This window comes from Sphaerisporangium rubeum, from assembly GCF_014207705.1.
Classification (GTDB): Bacteria; Actinomycetota; Actinomycetes; order Streptosporangiales; family Streptosporangiaceae; genus Sphaerisporangium; species Sphaerisporangium rubeum.
Window position 1 is genome coordinate 6,853,878 of record NZ_JACHIU010000001.1, and the last position, 15,007, is coordinate 6,868,884.

General features: G+C 69.0%; 17 protein-coding genes. 8 read left to right on the forward strand and 9 right to left on the reverse strand.

Annotated elements, in window-relative coordinates:
- Nucleotides 1-38: 38 nt before the first annotated feature.
- The 3 genes from BJ992_RS28955 (at nucleotide 39) to BJ992_RS28965 (ending at nucleotide 3,242) form a co-directional block, all read left to right on the forward strand.
- The gene (locus tag BJ992_RS28955) at nucleotides 39-896 is read left to right on the forward strand and encodes a sulfotransferase (RefSeq protein ID WP_184986370.1); all 858 of its coding nucleotides are present in this window, start codon (nucleotides 39-41) and stop codon (nucleotides 894-896) included.
- 64 nt (nucleotides 897-960) lie between these two features.
- Complete coding sequence (locus BJ992_RS28960) at nucleotides 961-2,346, forward strand: lipopolysaccharide biosynthesis protein (RefSeq protein WP_343072916.1); 1,386 nt, start codon at nucleotides 961-963, stop codon at nucleotides 2,344-2,346.
- Nucleotides 2,343-3,242 (forward strand): sulfotransferase, encoded by a 900-nt coding sequence (locus BJ992_RS28965; RefSeq protein WP_184986374.1) that lies wholly within the window; start codon nucleotides 2,343-2,345, stop codon nucleotides 3,240-3,242. The genes BJ992_RS28960 and BJ992_RS28965 overlap by 4 nt, the downstream gene beginning before the upstream one ends.
- Here BJ992_RS28965 and BJ992_RS28970 read toward each other — a convergent pair.
- From BJ992_RS28970 to BJ992_RS28985, 4 genes are all read right to left on the reverse strand, one after another.
- On the reverse strand, nucleotides 3,149-4,048 hold the full coding sequence (locus BJ992_RS28970) for a WecB/TagA/CpsF family glycosyltransferase (protein ID WP_184986376.1): 900 nt from the start codon (nucleotides 4,046-4,048) through the stop codon (nucleotides 3,149-3,151). The genes BJ992_RS28965 and BJ992_RS28970 overlap by 94 nt on opposite strands.
- 180 nt (nucleotides 4,049-4,228) lie before the next feature.
- Nucleotides 4,229-5,143, reverse strand: a complete 915-nt coding sequence (locus tag BJ992_RS28975; protein WP_246496810.1) for a glycosyltransferase family A protein — start codon at nucleotides 5,141-5,143, stop codon at nucleotides 4,229-4,231.
- Nucleotides 5,140-6,126 carry a sulfotransferase family protein gene (locus tag BJ992_RS28980; protein WP_343072917.1) on the reverse strand — a complete coding sequence of 329 codons (987 nt, stop codon included), beginning with the start codon at nucleotides 6,124-6,126 and terminating at the stop codon, nucleotides 5,140-5,142. The genes BJ992_RS28975 and BJ992_RS28980 overlap by 4 nt, the downstream gene beginning before the upstream one ends.
- A gap of 87 nt (nucleotides 6,127-6,213) precedes the next feature.
- Entirely contained in the window at nucleotides 6,214-6,984 is a 771-nt protein-coding gene (locus BJ992_RS28985) for an SIR2 family protein (protein WP_184986380.1), read from the reverse strand.
- A gap of 182 nt (nucleotides 6,985-7,166) precedes the next feature.
- Here BJ992_RS28985 and BJ992_RS28990 point away from each other — a divergent pair, with 182 nt between their 5' ends.
- From BJ992_RS28990 to BJ992_RS28995, 3 genes are all read left to right on the forward strand, one after another.
- The gene (locus BJ992_RS28990) at nucleotides 7,167-8,252 is read left to right on the forward strand and encodes a glycosyltransferase family 4 protein (protein ID WP_184986382.1); all 1,086 of its coding nucleotides are present in this window, start codon (nucleotides 7,167-7,169) and stop codon (nucleotides 8,250-8,252) included.
- On the forward strand, nucleotides 8,249-8,377 hold the full coding sequence (locus BJ992_RS34025; RefSeq protein ID WP_281390486.1) for a hypothetical protein: 129 nt from the start codon (nucleotides 8,249-8,251) through the stop codon (nucleotides 8,375-8,377). The genes BJ992_RS28990 and BJ992_RS34025 overlap by 4 nt, the downstream gene beginning before the upstream one ends.
- Before the next feature lie 276 nt (nucleotides 8,378-8,653).
- On the forward strand, nucleotides 8,654-9,709 hold the full coding sequence (locus BJ992_RS28995) for a D-alanine--D-alanine ligase family protein (protein WP_184986384.1): 1,056 nt from the start codon (nucleotides 8,654-8,656) through the stop codon (nucleotides 9,707-9,709).
- A 144-nt stretch (nucleotides 9,710-9,853) separates the two neighbouring features.
- Here BJ992_RS28995 and BJ992_RS29000 read toward each other — a convergent pair whose 3' ends face one another.
- Nucleotides 9,854-10,828: a helix-turn-helix domain-containing protein gene (locus BJ992_RS29000; protein WP_184986386.1), complete on the reverse strand. Its 975-nt coding sequence runs from the start codon at nucleotides 10,826-10,828 to the stop codon at nucleotides 9,854-9,856.
- A 462-nt stretch (nucleotides 10,829-11,290) separates the two neighbouring features.
- Nucleotides 11,291-12,253: a GlxA family transcriptional regulator gene (locus BJ992_RS29005; protein WP_184986388.1), complete on the reverse strand. Its 963-nt coding sequence runs from the start codon at nucleotides 12,251-12,253 to the stop codon at nucleotides 11,291-11,293.
- 99 nt (nucleotides 12,254-12,352) lie between these two features.
- Between BJ992_RS29005 and BJ992_RS29010 the strand changes: the two genes are divergently transcribed.
- Nucleotides 12,353-12,760 carry a hypothetical protein gene (locus BJ992_RS29010; RefSeq protein ID WP_184986390.1) on the forward strand — a complete coding sequence of 136 codons (408 nt, stop codon included), beginning with the start codon at nucleotides 12,353-12,355 and terminating at the stop codon, nucleotides 12,758-12,760.
- 155 nt (nucleotides 12,761-12,915) lie between these two features.
- Here BJ992_RS29010 and BJ992_RS34440 read toward each other — a convergent pair whose 3' ends face one another.
- From BJ992_RS34440 to BJ992_RS29030, 3 genes are read right to left on the reverse strand one after another with little or no spacing between them, the layout of a single operon-like run.
- Nucleotides 12,916-13,314 (reverse strand): DUF397 domain-containing protein, encoded by a 399-nt coding sequence (locus BJ992_RS34440; protein ID WP_343072995.1) that lies wholly within the window; start codon nucleotides 13,312-13,314, stop codon nucleotides 12,916-12,918.
- Nucleotides 13,315-13,342: 28 nt separating this feature from the next.
- A complete protein-coding gene (locus BJ992_RS29025) occupies nucleotides 13,343-13,540 on the reverse strand; it encodes a DUF397 domain-containing protein (protein WP_184986392.1) in 198 nt (65 codons plus the stop codon).
- Nucleotides 13,528-14,364 (reverse strand): helix-turn-helix domain-containing protein, encoded by an 837-nt coding sequence (locus BJ992_RS29030; protein WP_184986394.1) that lies wholly within the window; start codon nucleotides 14,362-14,364, stop codon nucleotides 13,528-13,530. Before BJ992_RS29030 ends, BJ992_RS29025 begins: the two co-directional genes overlap by 13 nt.
- 191 nt (nucleotides 14,365-14,555) lie before the next feature.
- Here BJ992_RS29030 and BJ992_RS29035 point away from each other — a divergent pair, with 191 nt between their 5' ends.
- Entirely contained in the window at nucleotides 14,556-15,002 is a 447-nt protein-coding gene (locus tag BJ992_RS29035) for an ATP-binding protein (protein WP_184986396.1), read from the forward strand.
- Nucleotides 15,003-15,007: the final 5 nt, after the last annotated feature.

A 15,007-nucleotide genomic window follows, 5' to 3' on the forward strand; every position in this document is an offset into this window, starting at 1 on the left:
GCAGGAGACCTCCTGATGACCTCGCTGGAGGCGTTGTGGTGACCTCGGTGGTGAAACGCTCGGCGCACGCCGTGTCCGGTGTGGCGGGACGGCTGAGCGCCGGGGTCCGCGTGACCCCGTCGTTCCTGATCGTGGGAGCGCAGCGGTGCGGGACGACCTCGCTGTACCGTGCGCTGGCGCAGCATCCTCTGGTGCTGAAGCCGACCCTGCGCAAGGGGGTGCACTACTTCGACGTGGCCTACGAGCGTGGGCCCGAGTGGTACCGGGCCCACTTCCCCCTGGCGGCCACGGCACGTCGCCTGGCCCGGCGGTACGGCGTGCGTCCCCTCGCGTTCGAGTCCGCGCCGTACTACCTGTTCCATCCGCACGCGCTCACCCGCGCCGCGCACGACCTGCCAGGGGTGAAGCTCGTCGTCCTGGTACGCGACCCCGTCGAGCGCGCCTACTCCGCGCACACCCACGAGTACGCCAGAGGCTTCGAACCCGAGCCGTCCTTCGAGCGCGCAGTGGATCTGGAGCAGGAACGGCTCGCCGGCACCACCGAACACCTGACCAGGAACCCGTACGCCGTCAGCCACGCGCACCGCCACCACGCGTACCTCGCGAGAGGCCGGTACGCCGAGCAACTGGCACGCGCCGAGGCCCTCGTGGGCCGGGACCGCATCCTCGTCGTCGACAGCGGCCGCTTCTTCGCCGACCCCGAGCCGGCGTACGACCGCGTCCTGGAATTCCTCGGCCTCCCCCGCCTAGGAGACCCCGTCTTCGACCGGCACAACGCACGACCCCGACCGGCCCCGCTTCCCGCGTCCCTGCGCGCCGACCTCAACGAACGCTTCGCCATGTGGGACCACCGCCTGGAACTGTGGCTCGGCACCCGTCCGTCATGGCGTCCCTGACACCTCCCCGAATTAGACCCGCGCGAGGTGAATGCCGGTGCCGGCGACAGTGACACGACGTGGCGTGGCTGGAGTGGCGGCGGCCGTTGCAGGGGCCGGGGGCCAGTTCCTCCTCGTGGTGGTCGTCACGCGGGGAGTGGATGCCGGCACGGCCGGTGTGTTGTTCAGCACGACGACGTTGTGCCTGATGACGGCCACTGTGCTGCGGCTGGACGCGGGTAACGGCCTGGTGTACCTGCTGGCCCGCTCGTCCGGCGTCCGGTTCAGGCACGTGTTGTCCCCCATCGTGGCCTCAGCGGTCCTCGTGTCGGTGGCCGTGTACGGTCTCGCCGACGACATCGCGCACATCCTGCTTCCCGGCGCACCCGGCGTCGCCTCGGCCCTGCGGGTCCTCGCCGTGGCCCTGCCTGTCGTGACCTGCGCCGACGTCCTGGTCGCCGCGACGCGGGGCCACGGCGCGATGCGGCCCACGGTGCTGCTCAGCGGCCTGCTCCAGCCGGGGGCCCAGTTTCTGCTGACCGGTACGGCGGCGGTGCTCGGCGCGCCGGCGCCGCTGCTCGCCGCCGCCTGGGCCGTGCCGTACCTGCCGGTGCTCGTCCTCAGCGCGCTCTGGCTGCGCCGTCGCGGCCACCGTCCGGAGACCACGTCCGCACGGGAGTTCTGGCGGCACGTCGCGCCGCGCGCGGTGGGTGGCGCGGCGCAGGCGGTGTTCCAGCGGCTCGACATCGTGATCGTCGCGATGCTCGCCGGCGCCGCACAGGCGGCGGTGTACACGGCCGCGACCCGGTTCAAGGTCGTCGGCCAGCTCGTCAACCAGGGCCTGGCGCAGGCCGCGCAGCCGGACCTGGTCCGCGCCATGGCGGACGGCGACCTGCGGCGGGCCCGCGTGCTGTACCAGCGCACGACCGCCTGGCTGGTCGTCCTCACCTGGCCCGTCTGGCTCGGCTACGCCGCGCTGTCCCCCTGGCTGGCGGCGGTGTTCGGCGAGCAGTACCGCCACGGCACGGCGGTCGCGCTGGTGCTGGCCGTCACCATGATGGCCGCCACCGCCGCCGGCATGGTGGACGTCGTCCTCATCGCCGCCGGTCACACCACAGCCAGCATGGCCTACGTCCTCGCCGCCATCACCGTGACCGTCGCCGTGGACGTGACCCTCGTCCCCTCCCTCGGCGCACCAGGCGCCGCGCTCGGCTGGTCCGCCGGAGTCCTCACCAAGAACCTCCTCCCTCTCACCCACCTGTCCCACCGCTACGGCCTGCACCCCTTCGGCCCGCACACCCTCCCCACCCGCCTCCCAGCCGATCCACACCTCACCGGCCCACACCCCACCGGCGCACGCCTGTCCGACCCGTACCCGACCGACCGGCACCTGGCCGACCCGCACGCGACCGGTCCGCACAAGGCCGCCGGCCCGCACGTAGCCGGCTCGACCTCCGAGGGGGGACGGTGACCGTCCTCGTGACCGGGCTGCCGCGCAGTGGCACGAGCTGGGCCGGGGCGATGCTCGCGGCCGGTGGGGACGCGGTGTACGTCAACGAACCGCTGAACCCGCAGCGGCCCCCCGGCCGTTCCCCCGGCGTGCTGAACGCCACCGTCACGCACCGCTTCCAGTACATCTGCCGCGACAACGAAGCGCCGTGGCTGCGGGCCTTCACCGACACCGTGGCCCTGCGGTACCGCTTCGCCGCCGAGCTGCGGCGCAACCGCCGGCCACGCGACCTGGCCCGCATGGTCAGGTACGGCTCGGCGTTCACGTACGGCAGGCTGCGCGGCCGGACGGCCCTGCTGGACGACCCGTTCGCGCTTTTCTCGGCGACGTGGTTCGCCGAACGGCTGGCCTGCCGGGTGGTGCTGCTGGTGCGTGACCCGGTGCCGTTCGCGGGGAGCTGGCGGCGGCTCGGCTGGCGGGTCCGGTTCCGTGACCTGCTCGACCAGCCGTTGCTGCTGCGCGACCACCCCCACGTGGCCGCCGCCGGTCGCCTGGACGGCTGCCCCGACCACCTGGCGAACATCGCGACCCTCTGGAAGCTGGCCCGCACCACCGCGCACACCTTCGCCGGCCACCCCGGCATCAGGGTCGTCCGTTACGAGGACCTGGCCACCGACCCGGTTCCCGCCTACCGCGACCTGTACGACTGGTGCGGCCTCCCCTGGACGCCGCGGGCCGAACGTCGCGTCGTGCGCGCCTGCACCGCGTCCACCACCGGCCGCCGGGACACACCGTTCACCTGGAACGGCCTGTCCCGCACGGCCTACCGTCCCATGAACTCCCGGCAGGCCGTGACCGCTCGTCCCGGCAACCTCACCGCGGCGGACATCAGCCGGATACTGGCCCTCACCGCGTGAGAACGCCACGCTCGCGTCACGGCGGCGCAGACGAGCATGCGGAGCGCGAACGGCAGATCGTCCACGAGGTACCTGCGTGCCAGCCGTGTCGGCTCGGCGGCCAGCCGGAACAACCACTCCAGCCCGGCGCGCCGCATCCACTCCGGCGCGCGGCGGACCGCGCCGGCTGTGAACGCGATGGCCGCGCCGCAGCCGACGAACCACGTACCCGGCAGGTCCTCCCGCAACGTGACGATCAACCGGTCCTGCTTGGGGAACCCGAGCCCGACGAACACCAGCCGAGGCGCCGCCGCCACCAAGGCCGCACGAACCTCCCGCACGGCCTCGGCGGACGCCTCGAACCCGTACGGCGGCGCCGCGACCCCCGCGACCCGCAGCCCCGCGTACCGGCCGCGCAACACCTCGGCGGCCCGGCACGCCACCCCCGGCGGCCCGCCGAGCAGATAGATCGGCAACCCGGCACGCGCCGCGGCCTCCGACAACGACCAGATGAGATCGGCCCCCGTGATCCGCGCCGGCACCGCCGCCCCCAGCAACCGCGAGGCCCAGACCAGCGGCATGCCGTCCGGCACGGCGATCTCGGCCTGCGCCACGACGGACCGCACCACCGGGTCCCGCGCGCACATGCGGCAGATGTCCACATTAGGTGTGACGACGTGTCCGCCTTCTCCCCGCAAGGACGCCACCACGACCCGGTCCACCACCTCCTGCTCGGTGAGCCGGTCCACCAGCACCCCACCGACCCGCACCCGCTCCACGACAGGCCGCGGATCACGCGACCTACCGGCCAGCGTCCGTTGCGACATCAAACCCTCCAAGGATGCGGAGCGACGGCGAACGTCCACCGCGACATGAAAGACCGCACGCGTCCGCCGACCCTCCGCGTGCGCGGAGCGGCCACGGACATCCACCGCGACATCGGACCGTGCATGAAACCCGTGCATGCAACCCGTGCATGAATGTGGCGTGCGCGTCTGCCGGCGACATCAGATGCCGTGTCCCCAGGCGTGCAGCCGGTGGAGCACCAGCCGTGCCGGCAGGCCGAGAGCGACGGCCACCGCGATCGGCACCCGGGGTTCGCCGCACCGGGTGCCGAAGGCGCGCAGGGCCCAGCGGGCCGCCTCGCGCCGGTGGCCGAGGGCCGCGTGCAGGAACGCGAGCTGTCCGTAGACCCGCGCCGCGCCACGCCGGTCGCGGACGAGCGCGGGATGCCTGGCCAGCATCCACTCGAGCCCCGCGATGCGCTCGGCCCAGCGGGTCACGTACGCCGAAGCCCCCCACCGCACCCGCACCAGCGGCCGGTCGACGTACACCAGCGGCCGCCGGCCCGCGGCCCGCAGCGCGAGATCCCAGTCCTCGTTCTGGCCGGCCGGCGCGCTCTCGTCCACCCATACCGCGCCACGCCGGAACAGGAACGTCGAGGAATGCACCATCACCATGCGCGACCGCGTCAGGTCGGCCTCGGTCACCCGGTCACTCCCGGCCGTCCGCGCCACCCGCCGTCCGCCGTACTCGACCTCGATGGCGCACGAGCAGAACTCACCCCCCGGCTCCGCACGCAACGCCACCACCTGCGCCGCGAGCTTCCCCGGCAACCACACGTCATCGTCGTCGCAGAACGCCACGAACTCGGTGTCGAGCACCGCGATCCCGGTGTTCCGAGCACCCGGCAAGCCGGGGGTGAACCGGTTGCCGACCACGACCACCCGCCTTGCCACCCCACCCGCGGTGACGAGCCCCGCGAGCTGCCGGCGCACCGCCACCACGTCCCCGCCGTCCACCACGACCACCACGGACACCCGCGGATACGCCTGGGCCAGCACCCCCCGCACCGCCTCACGCAGCAGGGACGGCCGGTCGCCCCGGGTCGGCACGACGACCCCCACAGCCGGCGGGCTCATCGGCATCCCGAAGCCGTCACACCCGGCGGCAGCCACGGCACCGGCCCGCGCGAGTCGCACGGACGGTAGCCGTACCTGATCATCAGCGGCCACGTGAGGGCCGTCACGAGCCACCGGTGATGCCGAGGCAGCCGGTCGCACCACGTGTCGTCCAGCCGCAGCTCGAGAGTCCCCGTCGTGAACCGCATAGGGTTCCCCGAGCAGGTGTGCGCCATCGACAGCTCGGCCACCCGATGACCCGCGGCGAACCCGGAAAGACCAGGAGGATCCCCCCGAGGCCCCGTAGGCAGCCCCAACTGCGCCAGCAACGGGACGAGCACGGCCGGCGGATCGGCGAGCAGGTCCTCGTACCGCACCCGCACCACCGTGCCGTTACGCAACGCCAGCAACTCGAACGCGAGGTTCTGCACCACCCAGTGCACAGCCGTACGCCACGGCCGCCACCGCGTCATCGGAGCCCCGTCCTCGGGCCGCCGCACATGCCGCTGCCACGAGTGCGCCACGGCCCGCGGATCACGCACCAGATGCACCACGCTGAGATCGACCACCGGCGAGGTCAGCAAGCAGAACGCCAGCGAAGCGTGCTTGCTCGAATCGACCACCACCGGCCGCGCCGCGACCTGCGCCGCCGCCTCGTACACCCTGGAGTAGGCCCGCGTGTACCCACTCAGGTCGGGATGCCGCCGCCGCACCGCCAGCCCCGGGATCCGCCGCGTCCGATCCACCCGCCGCCGCAACATGATCACCCGATCGGCCAGCCCGCTGGACCACCCCCCGAAGGCCCGCACCCCCACCCGCCGCCAGAACGCGCACGCCGTGAACGCCTCCCCACACCCACAGGGCTCCCGCCCCAGCACCCCCCGCTCCCACAGATGCACGACCTCCCCGAGCGGCGCCACCCCGGGAACCTCCCCGAGCAACCGCTCCAACAAGGTCGTCCCACTACGCCCCAGCCCACCGATGAAGATCACCCGAACGGCCACTGCTTGACTCCCCCGAGGCGTCTCGAATACAGAACGTACCGAGATTAGCGCGGAGAGTAATCAGCCGGTGCCGGAACAGTAAAGGATCTATCTTCCTGAGCGCGCCAAGACCGACCGTAGTTCGCACAAGCCGGCATCAGAGCCCTCGACCCGCGCGACCAGCGCCTTCCGGCCCTCGATGAGCCGTAGCGCACGCGGGGTTGGCTCACCGCACTGCAGCCAGTACGTCGGATGGCACCCGGCGGTACGGAGCAAGGCCTCACCGAGCGGAAGGTCCCAGCTCGCGGACCACCCGCAGACCAGAAGCGGCGCACCGGTCAGCACACGGTCGAGCAGCGCGTCGACGACCGGATGGTAGGTGTGCAAGGCGGCGGTGTCCCGGATCCGGACATCCCGGTAGTCCCCATGCAGCTTCACCACCAAGGGTTCCTGGACATCGGCCATGGCCATGGTGTCGAGGTCATGCGCCACACGAGCCCTCACGCCGGCCTCGGCCAGCGCCTGTTCGAGGAGCCGGTCGAAGTTCGTGGTGAGGAACGGCCCGGCCAGCCCGTGAGCGGCCATGTCCGCGAGCACCCGATGGGCCGGCGTCGGCCCGAACCCCTCGAACAGCCGACGAGGCAGCGTGAGCCGATGTCCCGCCTCTCCCTGGAGCATGGCGAAGTAGTCCGGGAAGCGACCGAACCTGGCGACGTACCAGGCGACCGGATCGTCACCGGGCTCCTCACCGCACCCGGCCGCGACCAGCCGCAGCAGTTCCTCCCCGGTGGCCACTCCCGCAGAGTGGGACGCCCCAGCTCCCGCGAGCACGACCACCGGCCGCCCCGCCGAACCCATGCCGTCCGCCAGCACCTCCACCGGCACAGTCCTCACCCGAAACACCGAACGCCGACGTCGCCGCAGCTCTCCCCAGACCTCACCGGGACGCCGGCCGTGCTCTCGTGACCGAGCTCATCGAAAATCGACATGCGCCATCCTTGAGCCGGAGGCATTGTGACCGTCAAGAAAGTGTATTGACGAGCACCTCGAAAGGCACGGCCATGCGCGTCCTGTATGTCCGCCCTTATACGCATCGAGACTCCGGGCCCGCGCTCGCGAGTGACAGCATCGGATTCAACGTCACCTGCGCCGACGCGTTGGAGACAGGGCTCACGGCACGGGGTGTGGAAGTGTCCTCCGTCGTGGGAGGCGGGGACGGTCGTACGGCGTGGGTCGGGGCGGTGCTGACGGAGTTCGAGCGGATGCTCGTCATGCGTCCGCCGGACGTCGTGTTGGCGTTTCATGCGTTCTGGCCCTTCACCGTCGAACTGCGGCGGGTCATGGACGACGCGGGGTACGGCGGACCGCTGGTCACATACACGCATGGCAGTCATTGGGACCGGACGGATCTGTTCCGTTTCGAGCGGTACCCGCGTCTGGCATGGGCCGATCTCGGTAACCTCATGTGCGCCGACCGGGTGCTCGTGGTGAGCAGGTGGATGGCCGCCGCACTCACCACCGAGGTGAGCGCCGCCGCGCCGTCCGCCGCCGCGGAACTGGTGCCGCGTCTGCGGCCGGTCGGGCTGCCGCTGGACCTGCCACGTATCGACGCCGCCAGGTGCCCGCAGGATCCGGGGCCACCGATCGTCGTGTTCAACCACGCGCCGGTCACCGCGAAACGCCCCGAGGTGTTCTTCGAGCTGGCCGAGGAACTGCTTCGCCGCACCCCGGCCCGCCTGCTGATCACCCGCCGTATCCCGCCGAACCCTTTCCTCGGACGGCTGGACCCGGACCGCGTACTGCTCGGCGATGACCTGCCGGTCGACGAGTACTACGCCGCCTTGTGGAAGGCGCACATCCAGGTCAGCACGGCCATCCATGAGAGCCTCGGCGTCGCCACCCTTGAGGCCATGGCCACCGGCACGTGCTGCCTGCTGCCGCGCGTCGGCGCGTACCCCGAGATCACCGATCCCGACGCGTTGTACGACGACACCGGGGAGTTGTTGTCCCGCTTAGTGGACCTCGTGGGACGACCTGAGCCGCGTCGTGATCTGGCGGCCAGGCAGATGGCCCGCACGCGCGCCGCCTACAGTCCGGAGCGAGTCGCCGCGGCGGTGCACGAGGTACTGCTGGAGGTCGCCCGATGAAGACCATGCTCCGCGGTATGCGCGACCGCAACCGCCTTGGACAGATGCGCGTTGTGGACAGGGTCGAACGTGCCGGCTACGACACCCAGGCGCAGGATCTCTCGGTCAATGCTTGGAATGGTTGATCCGGACGTTCACCTGGACAAGGGGACTTTCATGTCCGGGACAGACGCCGGTTGATCGCCACCCACCGCTGCCGGATCGTGAGCACGGCCAGACGGCGCATCAGGCGGCGTGTCATGGGTCGTGATCCTATTTCACTGGAGACGCACCGGACACGTCGAAGGTGACGTGTTCCGCAGGGTCATGTGGCTTTGCCCTATCTGGTGGGTGCGTGGCCTTCGCTGTGGCGCCGAGCGGGCATCTCAATGTCAGCGGCCGCTCGCCGAAGGGAGATCGCCATGGCTTCCCGTCTTCGTGCCTCCGGGCAAGGGTCCGTGCGGGTTCGGGTCGCGGTGCTGTACGGGGGCCGGAGTCCTGAGCATCCGGTGTCGGTCGCGAGCGGACGGGGGGTGCTCGCGGCGCTGGACCCTCAGGCGTACGATCCGCTGCCGGTGCTCATCACCGCGGAAGGAGCGTGGACCGTCCCCGGTCACAGTGCCGCTGTCGTGCTCGATCCGTCGAGCGGGGAGTTGCTCGGGTACCGGGCCGGGCGGCCTGTGTACTCGCTCGGACGGCCGGATGTCGTCTTTCCTGTGCTGCACGGGCCCATGGGGGAGGACGGCACGGTGCAGGGGCTGCTGGAGCTGGCCGGGCTGCCTTACGTGGGGTGCGGGGTGCTGTCCAGTGCGGCGTGCATGGACAAGGCCTGGGGGAAGCGGGTGGCGGTGACGGCGGGGCTTCCTGTCACGCCGTACGTGGTGCTCGACGGGGCGGTCGAGGACGATCTGCTGGAGCGGCTCGGGTCGCCGGTGTTCGTCAAACCGGCTCGCTGTGGTTCCAGCATCGGGGTCTCTCCTGCCTCCACCCGGGAGGAACTGGACGCCGCGCTCCGCATCGCGTCCGCTTACGACAGCAAGGTGATCGTCGAGGCGGGGGTACGCGGCATGGAGGTCATGTGCGGAGTCCTGGAGCTGTCCGGCGAACCCGTCGCCGGCCCTCTCGCCGAGATCGCCCTGGACGGGGCCGACTTCTTCGACTACGCCGCCAAGTACACCGCCTCCCGGCCCCAGTTCACCGTCCCGGCACGCCTGGACGAAGCCACCACCCACAAGGTGCGACAGCTCGCCACGACGGCCTTCCACGCTCTCGGTTGCCGCTCTCTGGCCCGCGTCGACTGCTTCGTGACTCCCGAGGGAGAAGTCCTCTTCAACGAGGTCAACACCATGCCGGGCTTCACCGCCGGCTCCCTGTTCCCCCAGATGTGGAAAGCCGCGGGGCTGCCGTACGAGGATCTGATCGACCATCTGATCAGGGACGCGATGACCACCCCGACCGGCCTGCGTCCGGCCGCCTGAACCTGAGACCGCCTGATCGAAACCCCATTCGGCGAGAAGAACGGCCCGGTCCGCATTCAACGTCCGGAACGACGACGGCGTCCTTTCCATTACCCCGATGGCGGGACGATCTGCCTGGGGCCGGACGGCTTGATCTCTCACAACTCAGGCCTTCGGCCTCCGGTTCCGGTACTCAAGAGGGCTCATGCCGTAAGCGGCGCTGAAGGAGCGGGTGAAGTGAGCGTGAGAAGTGAAGCCCCAGCGGGTGGCGATGGCGTGGACGGGCTGGTCGGCCAGCAGGACGTCGGCCAGGTCGCGGCGGCTTCGGTCGAGACGCTGGGACCGGATCCATTCGCCGATCGTGCAGCCGCCGGGTTCGAACAGACGGTGCAGGGTCCGCACGGAGATGTGATGCGCCTGCGCGATCGTCGCGGGTGAGAGGCCGGGGTCACCGAGTCGCCGCTGGATGAACCCCTGGACACGCTGGAGCATGATCTGCTTCTGCGACTCGCACGGGAGCGCGCCGGTCACCCCGAGTTCGTGGGCCAGCACGCCGGCGACCAGGTCGAACAGCACGGCGGACAGGCGCGCGGCCTCGTCCGGAGCGTAGGTGCCGAGGTCTCGCGCGGTCTGGCCGGCGACCGTGCGCAGGAGCGCGGCGATGCCGGACCGGCAGGACAGGCGGGCCCCGACGAAGGCGTCGGCGTACCTGCGTGGCAACGGCAGCCGGTGCTTCGACACAGCGAAGTACAGGAAACCGGCCGACCCGATCGGATGCCACGCGTCGTAAGGACGTGAGGTGTCGAGCAGCGTCATGTCACCGGGCCGCAGCAGGGTCTGCCGGTCATGGTGGTCCAGCATGATGTTCCCGTGCAGAGCGAAGGTCAGCCGATAGTCTTCCGGATCGGACCGGCGGATCAACTCAGGACCGCGGCGCATTCCCCGGCGCGCCTCGCTGCTGCTGATCAACCGGAGAAAACCGATCGGCCCCAGCGCGCCGACGTCCAATTTCCCCTGCAACGGCGATTGATCGTCATCGACGTACGGTGCCGCTGGAGCGCTGTCCTGAAATAACACCTCCCTGAAGCGCTCCAGGCGCTCGGCATCAGGCACGTGTTCCGTGGACATCACAGTGCGCATGATCAATTCTCCCCCGTTCTCCAACAATCCGATCAACGAGACCGCAACGGCGCCACATCACGCCGACCCCCGTCCTCGCACGTACAGAATGACCAGAACGTGGCCGGAGTTCCAGAGCCCCACACCTCCAAAAGCGTCATCTGACCGTCCAGTTAGACCTACGGCTGATTTTCGCCACGGCTTTCCCGGAGTTAGGGGCCTCCATTAAGGGTTTACCGATGATAATCTCCCCACAATGACATCGGCACCCGCTTCTCAGCCCGGATCATTGGCTCTGCCATTTGCGCGCATCGGCAATACTCGATGCGCTGACAGGCAAGACGGTCATCGCCGCCGTATGGATCTCGGCCAGTAGTCATAACACATGATGACGGTAAATTCTCCGGTCATACATATTTCTGGCGGCACACCAGGGCCTGCTCGTGCATCTCCCGGCCGGCCGGACCGCCGGTTCGCGGCGGCCTACACGGTGGACTGGGCCAGGCGGTACCGGGACGGCGGGAGGCCGTACCGGTCGACGAAGGCCTGGCGGAGGGTTTCCGCCGTACCGAAGCCGCAGCGCGACGCGATGGTGGCCATGGGGAGAGACGTGGACGCCAGCAGGTGCGCGGCGGCTTCGGTGCGAGCCCGGCGGACGTAGCGGCCGGGAGGCAGGCCGAGGTGTTTGAGGAACAGGCGGGTCAGGTGGCGTTCGCTGACGCCGGCGGCGGCGGCCAAGGTGGCGGTGGTCAGGTCCGCGTCCAGGTTGGCGGCGACGTGGTCGACCACTCGTCTCACCAGGTCGTCGCTCAGCGGTGGGGCCTCGGTGAACATGCTCATCTGGGCCTGGTTGCCGGGACGCTGCATGTACGTCACCAGTTCGCGGGCCACCTCGCGGGCCAGCGCGGGGCCGTTGTCCTCCTCGATGAAGGCGAGGGTGAGGTCGATGGCGCTGGTGACGCCGGCGGCCGTGGCGATGTGGCCGTCCCTGATGAAGATCGGGTCGGCGTCCACCTGGATCGCCGGATGGCACTCGGCCAGCGTGCGCGCGTACTTCCAGTGCGTCGTGACCCGCCGTCCGTCGAGCAGCCCCGCCGCCGCCAGCACCGCCGCTCCCGTGCAGACCGACGCCACCCGCCGGCTCTCCCGCGCCAGCCGCCTGACATGCCCCACGACGACCTTGCTGTCCGCCGCGTCCTCGTAGCCGATGCCCCCGGAGACGATCAGCGTGTCCAACGGCCCGGTGACCTTCTCCAGCGCCTGCTGGCCCTGCAGGGTCAGCCCCGTGCCGCAGACGATGGGCCGCGCCGACGGCGTGGCGAGCGCCACGTCGTACAGGTGCTCTCTCGCGTAGAAGTTCGCCACGATCAACGGTGACGTGACACACGCGATGTCCAGCAACTCCGCCGCGTGGTACCCGACCACAAGCACGCGTCGTACCGTCATGCCCTTGACCGTATGTCAGAAAGACCGGGATCCCAAGTATCCAGACCTACTCAGACATCGTATCTGGCCGCCGCGTCCCGTGCCGCGCACATTGGACCCATGACCGACACGACGCTCCCCCCTCGATCCCGCCACTGGGGCCGTTTCGCGCTCCACTACGTCGAGATGATCATCGCCATGTTCGTCGGCATGTTCGTCCTCGACCTGGCCTGGTCCGCGGTAGGCGTAGACCTGTCGTACGCGACCGACCCCGAACTGGCCTACCTGCTGATGGCCTTCGACATGTCGGTGGGGATGGCCGCCTGGATGCGTATCCGCGGCCACGCCTGGCTCCCCACCCTGGAGATGTGCGGCGCCATGTTCGTCCCCATCGTGCCGCTGTTCCCCTTACTGTGGCTGAACGCCATCGACGGCATGACCCTGATGATCGTCGCTCACGTCGTCATGTTCCCCCTGATGCTCGCCGCCATGCTCTGGCGCCGCGACGAGTACACCCACCACCACTGACCGGAACCCATGAACCCGGCAGGCCCGGGGGTGTGGGGGTGTCCCCCACACAAGGCAGCCCTTGCGCCTCACGCGCGAAGCGCCTCATCGCAAGGACCATGATCACGGCGCGGTCCCTGTCCAGAGTCAGCCTCATCGAGAAATGAGAACAGACACTAACGGCCTCGCAAGTGATCGAGGAGTCCCCTCCAAGCATCAGAGGTGAAGACAATGGCGGGAACACCGCGACTTTTACTATCTCGAAGAGCCCGCCTAGCACCGCTCAAGACGGCCACCTCGACGCAGTTGCTTCCATCGTCACCAGAGTAACTGGATCTCCGCCACCGCGTTCCCGGCCTCTGGTACTCCTCGTCCATCCGCACCTCTCCCCATCGCCAAGGACCTTTCAGGAAGCCGAGGAACGTGGCCCAAATCTCGGAGCTGCACACGACGGCCGGTCGACTGAGATCCTTGCTGTCCCGTACGGCCCGGTTCCCACCTGTGACGTTCGCCACTTCTACGCAGTTGCTGCCATCATGACCAGAAAAGCTTGATCGGCGCCATCCTGACTTCATAAGATCCTGAGTCACCGTTCGCTCCTGACTACTTCAGGTGATCGAGAAAGGCCGTCCACGCACCGGATGAGAAAACGACAGTGGTTTTGGCGGGATCCTTACTGTCCCGGACTGCTCGACGCCGTCCGGTTAGGATCGCTACTTCGACACAGTTCCCCCCATCGTCACCAGTGAAGCTGGATCTACGCCATTGCGCTGCAGTGAGCTCTTCGTTCACCCGGTCCATTTCCGTATCTTCTCCTTGATCATGTCGCTCGACTCATGCCGGGCAAGTGCGTCCACTCGGATCAAGTCGTACCGCATCGATAGAAAACTCACCTCATCGGACTGAACGCTCACCGGATCCTCTGTACTCTGCGATGCGATGTAAGCCGCAGGGGAAGCACCCTTAGGCATGTCCGCGATGGCGAAACCACCTAGCAACCCAAGCACGCTCCGGGCCTTGTGCGGTAGCACGTGCAGGGACACATGGGAGTTTCCTCCCATTTCGAGAAGGTACTCGAACTGCGCCTTCATGATTTCTGGATCCGCGATGGGTCTATTAAGGACACCCTCGTCGATGATGACCCATAGCAGTGGCGGTATCGATCGATGGAGAATCTTCTGCCGTTCCATTCTCGCTGCTACACGTTCCTCCGCCTGCTCAGGCGTGACCCCAGGCCTACGACTCAGAATGGCGCGCGCGTAGTCCTCCGTCTGCATCAGCCCGGGAACCATCAAGGGTTCCCACACCCGCAGGGCCTCTGCCTCCTGCTCATACTCCAGCCATGGCCGGAACCATGGCGGCAACTGGGCCGCCGCGCGGTTGAGGCGGTCGAGTAGGCCGGTGAGGGTGGATCCGAGGTTCAGTGCATCGTCCATGCGGCGTGCGAGGTCGGGGGTGGGGCCGCGGTGGCCGTTCTCGATCATGCTGAGGTGGCTGATGGACAGGTGGATCGTTTCGCACAGCCGGCGTTGGGTGACACCTTGAGATAGGCGGAATTTTCGTAATTCTGTCCCGAATTGCAGACGCGGCGATATGGATGTATCCGGCTCCAAAGGGACAGTCATCAACCGGCTCCTCTCTCGCGTTCGGGGTCACCTCACCTGCACATCATCAGGCAGTTCTCCTGTCGTCGCGACCGGGTCCGCACAACTGTGAATGAAATGCGGACCCAGAAAGCCGTTCTCGATCCCGGGGTCTTTGCGACCGTGTGATGGCCACGACCGAGCCGTCCGCAAATCCCCGGGAAAGGCATTCCATGACTCCGGACACGCATCGCGAACTGACGCTACCCGCTACCGCCGACTCGGCCTCTCGTGCCAGAGAGGAGGTTCGTGACTGGCTCGGGGAGAGCCACCCGGCGTACGAGCAGGCTCGGCTGGCGGTCTCGGAGTTGGTGACGAACGCGATCCGGCATCCGCGTCAGGACCCGGCGCAGCCGCCGGGACGGGTGAACCTCCGTCTGGTCGCCACAACCGACCGCGTCCGCATCGAGGTGACCGACCAGGGACGTACCGGCGTCGCGTCGCGGCCCTGCGCTCAGGAGGCGTCGCCGCTGGCGGAAGGCGGCCGGGGGCTGCTCATCGTCGATCTGCTCTCCGAGGGCCGCTGGGACACCTACGCCAACCCGGACGGCCCTGGTCGCACGGTGTGGTGTGAGATCTCCGTCCAGCCGGTCGTGACCATCCGTGCCACGGGTGAATGAGGCCG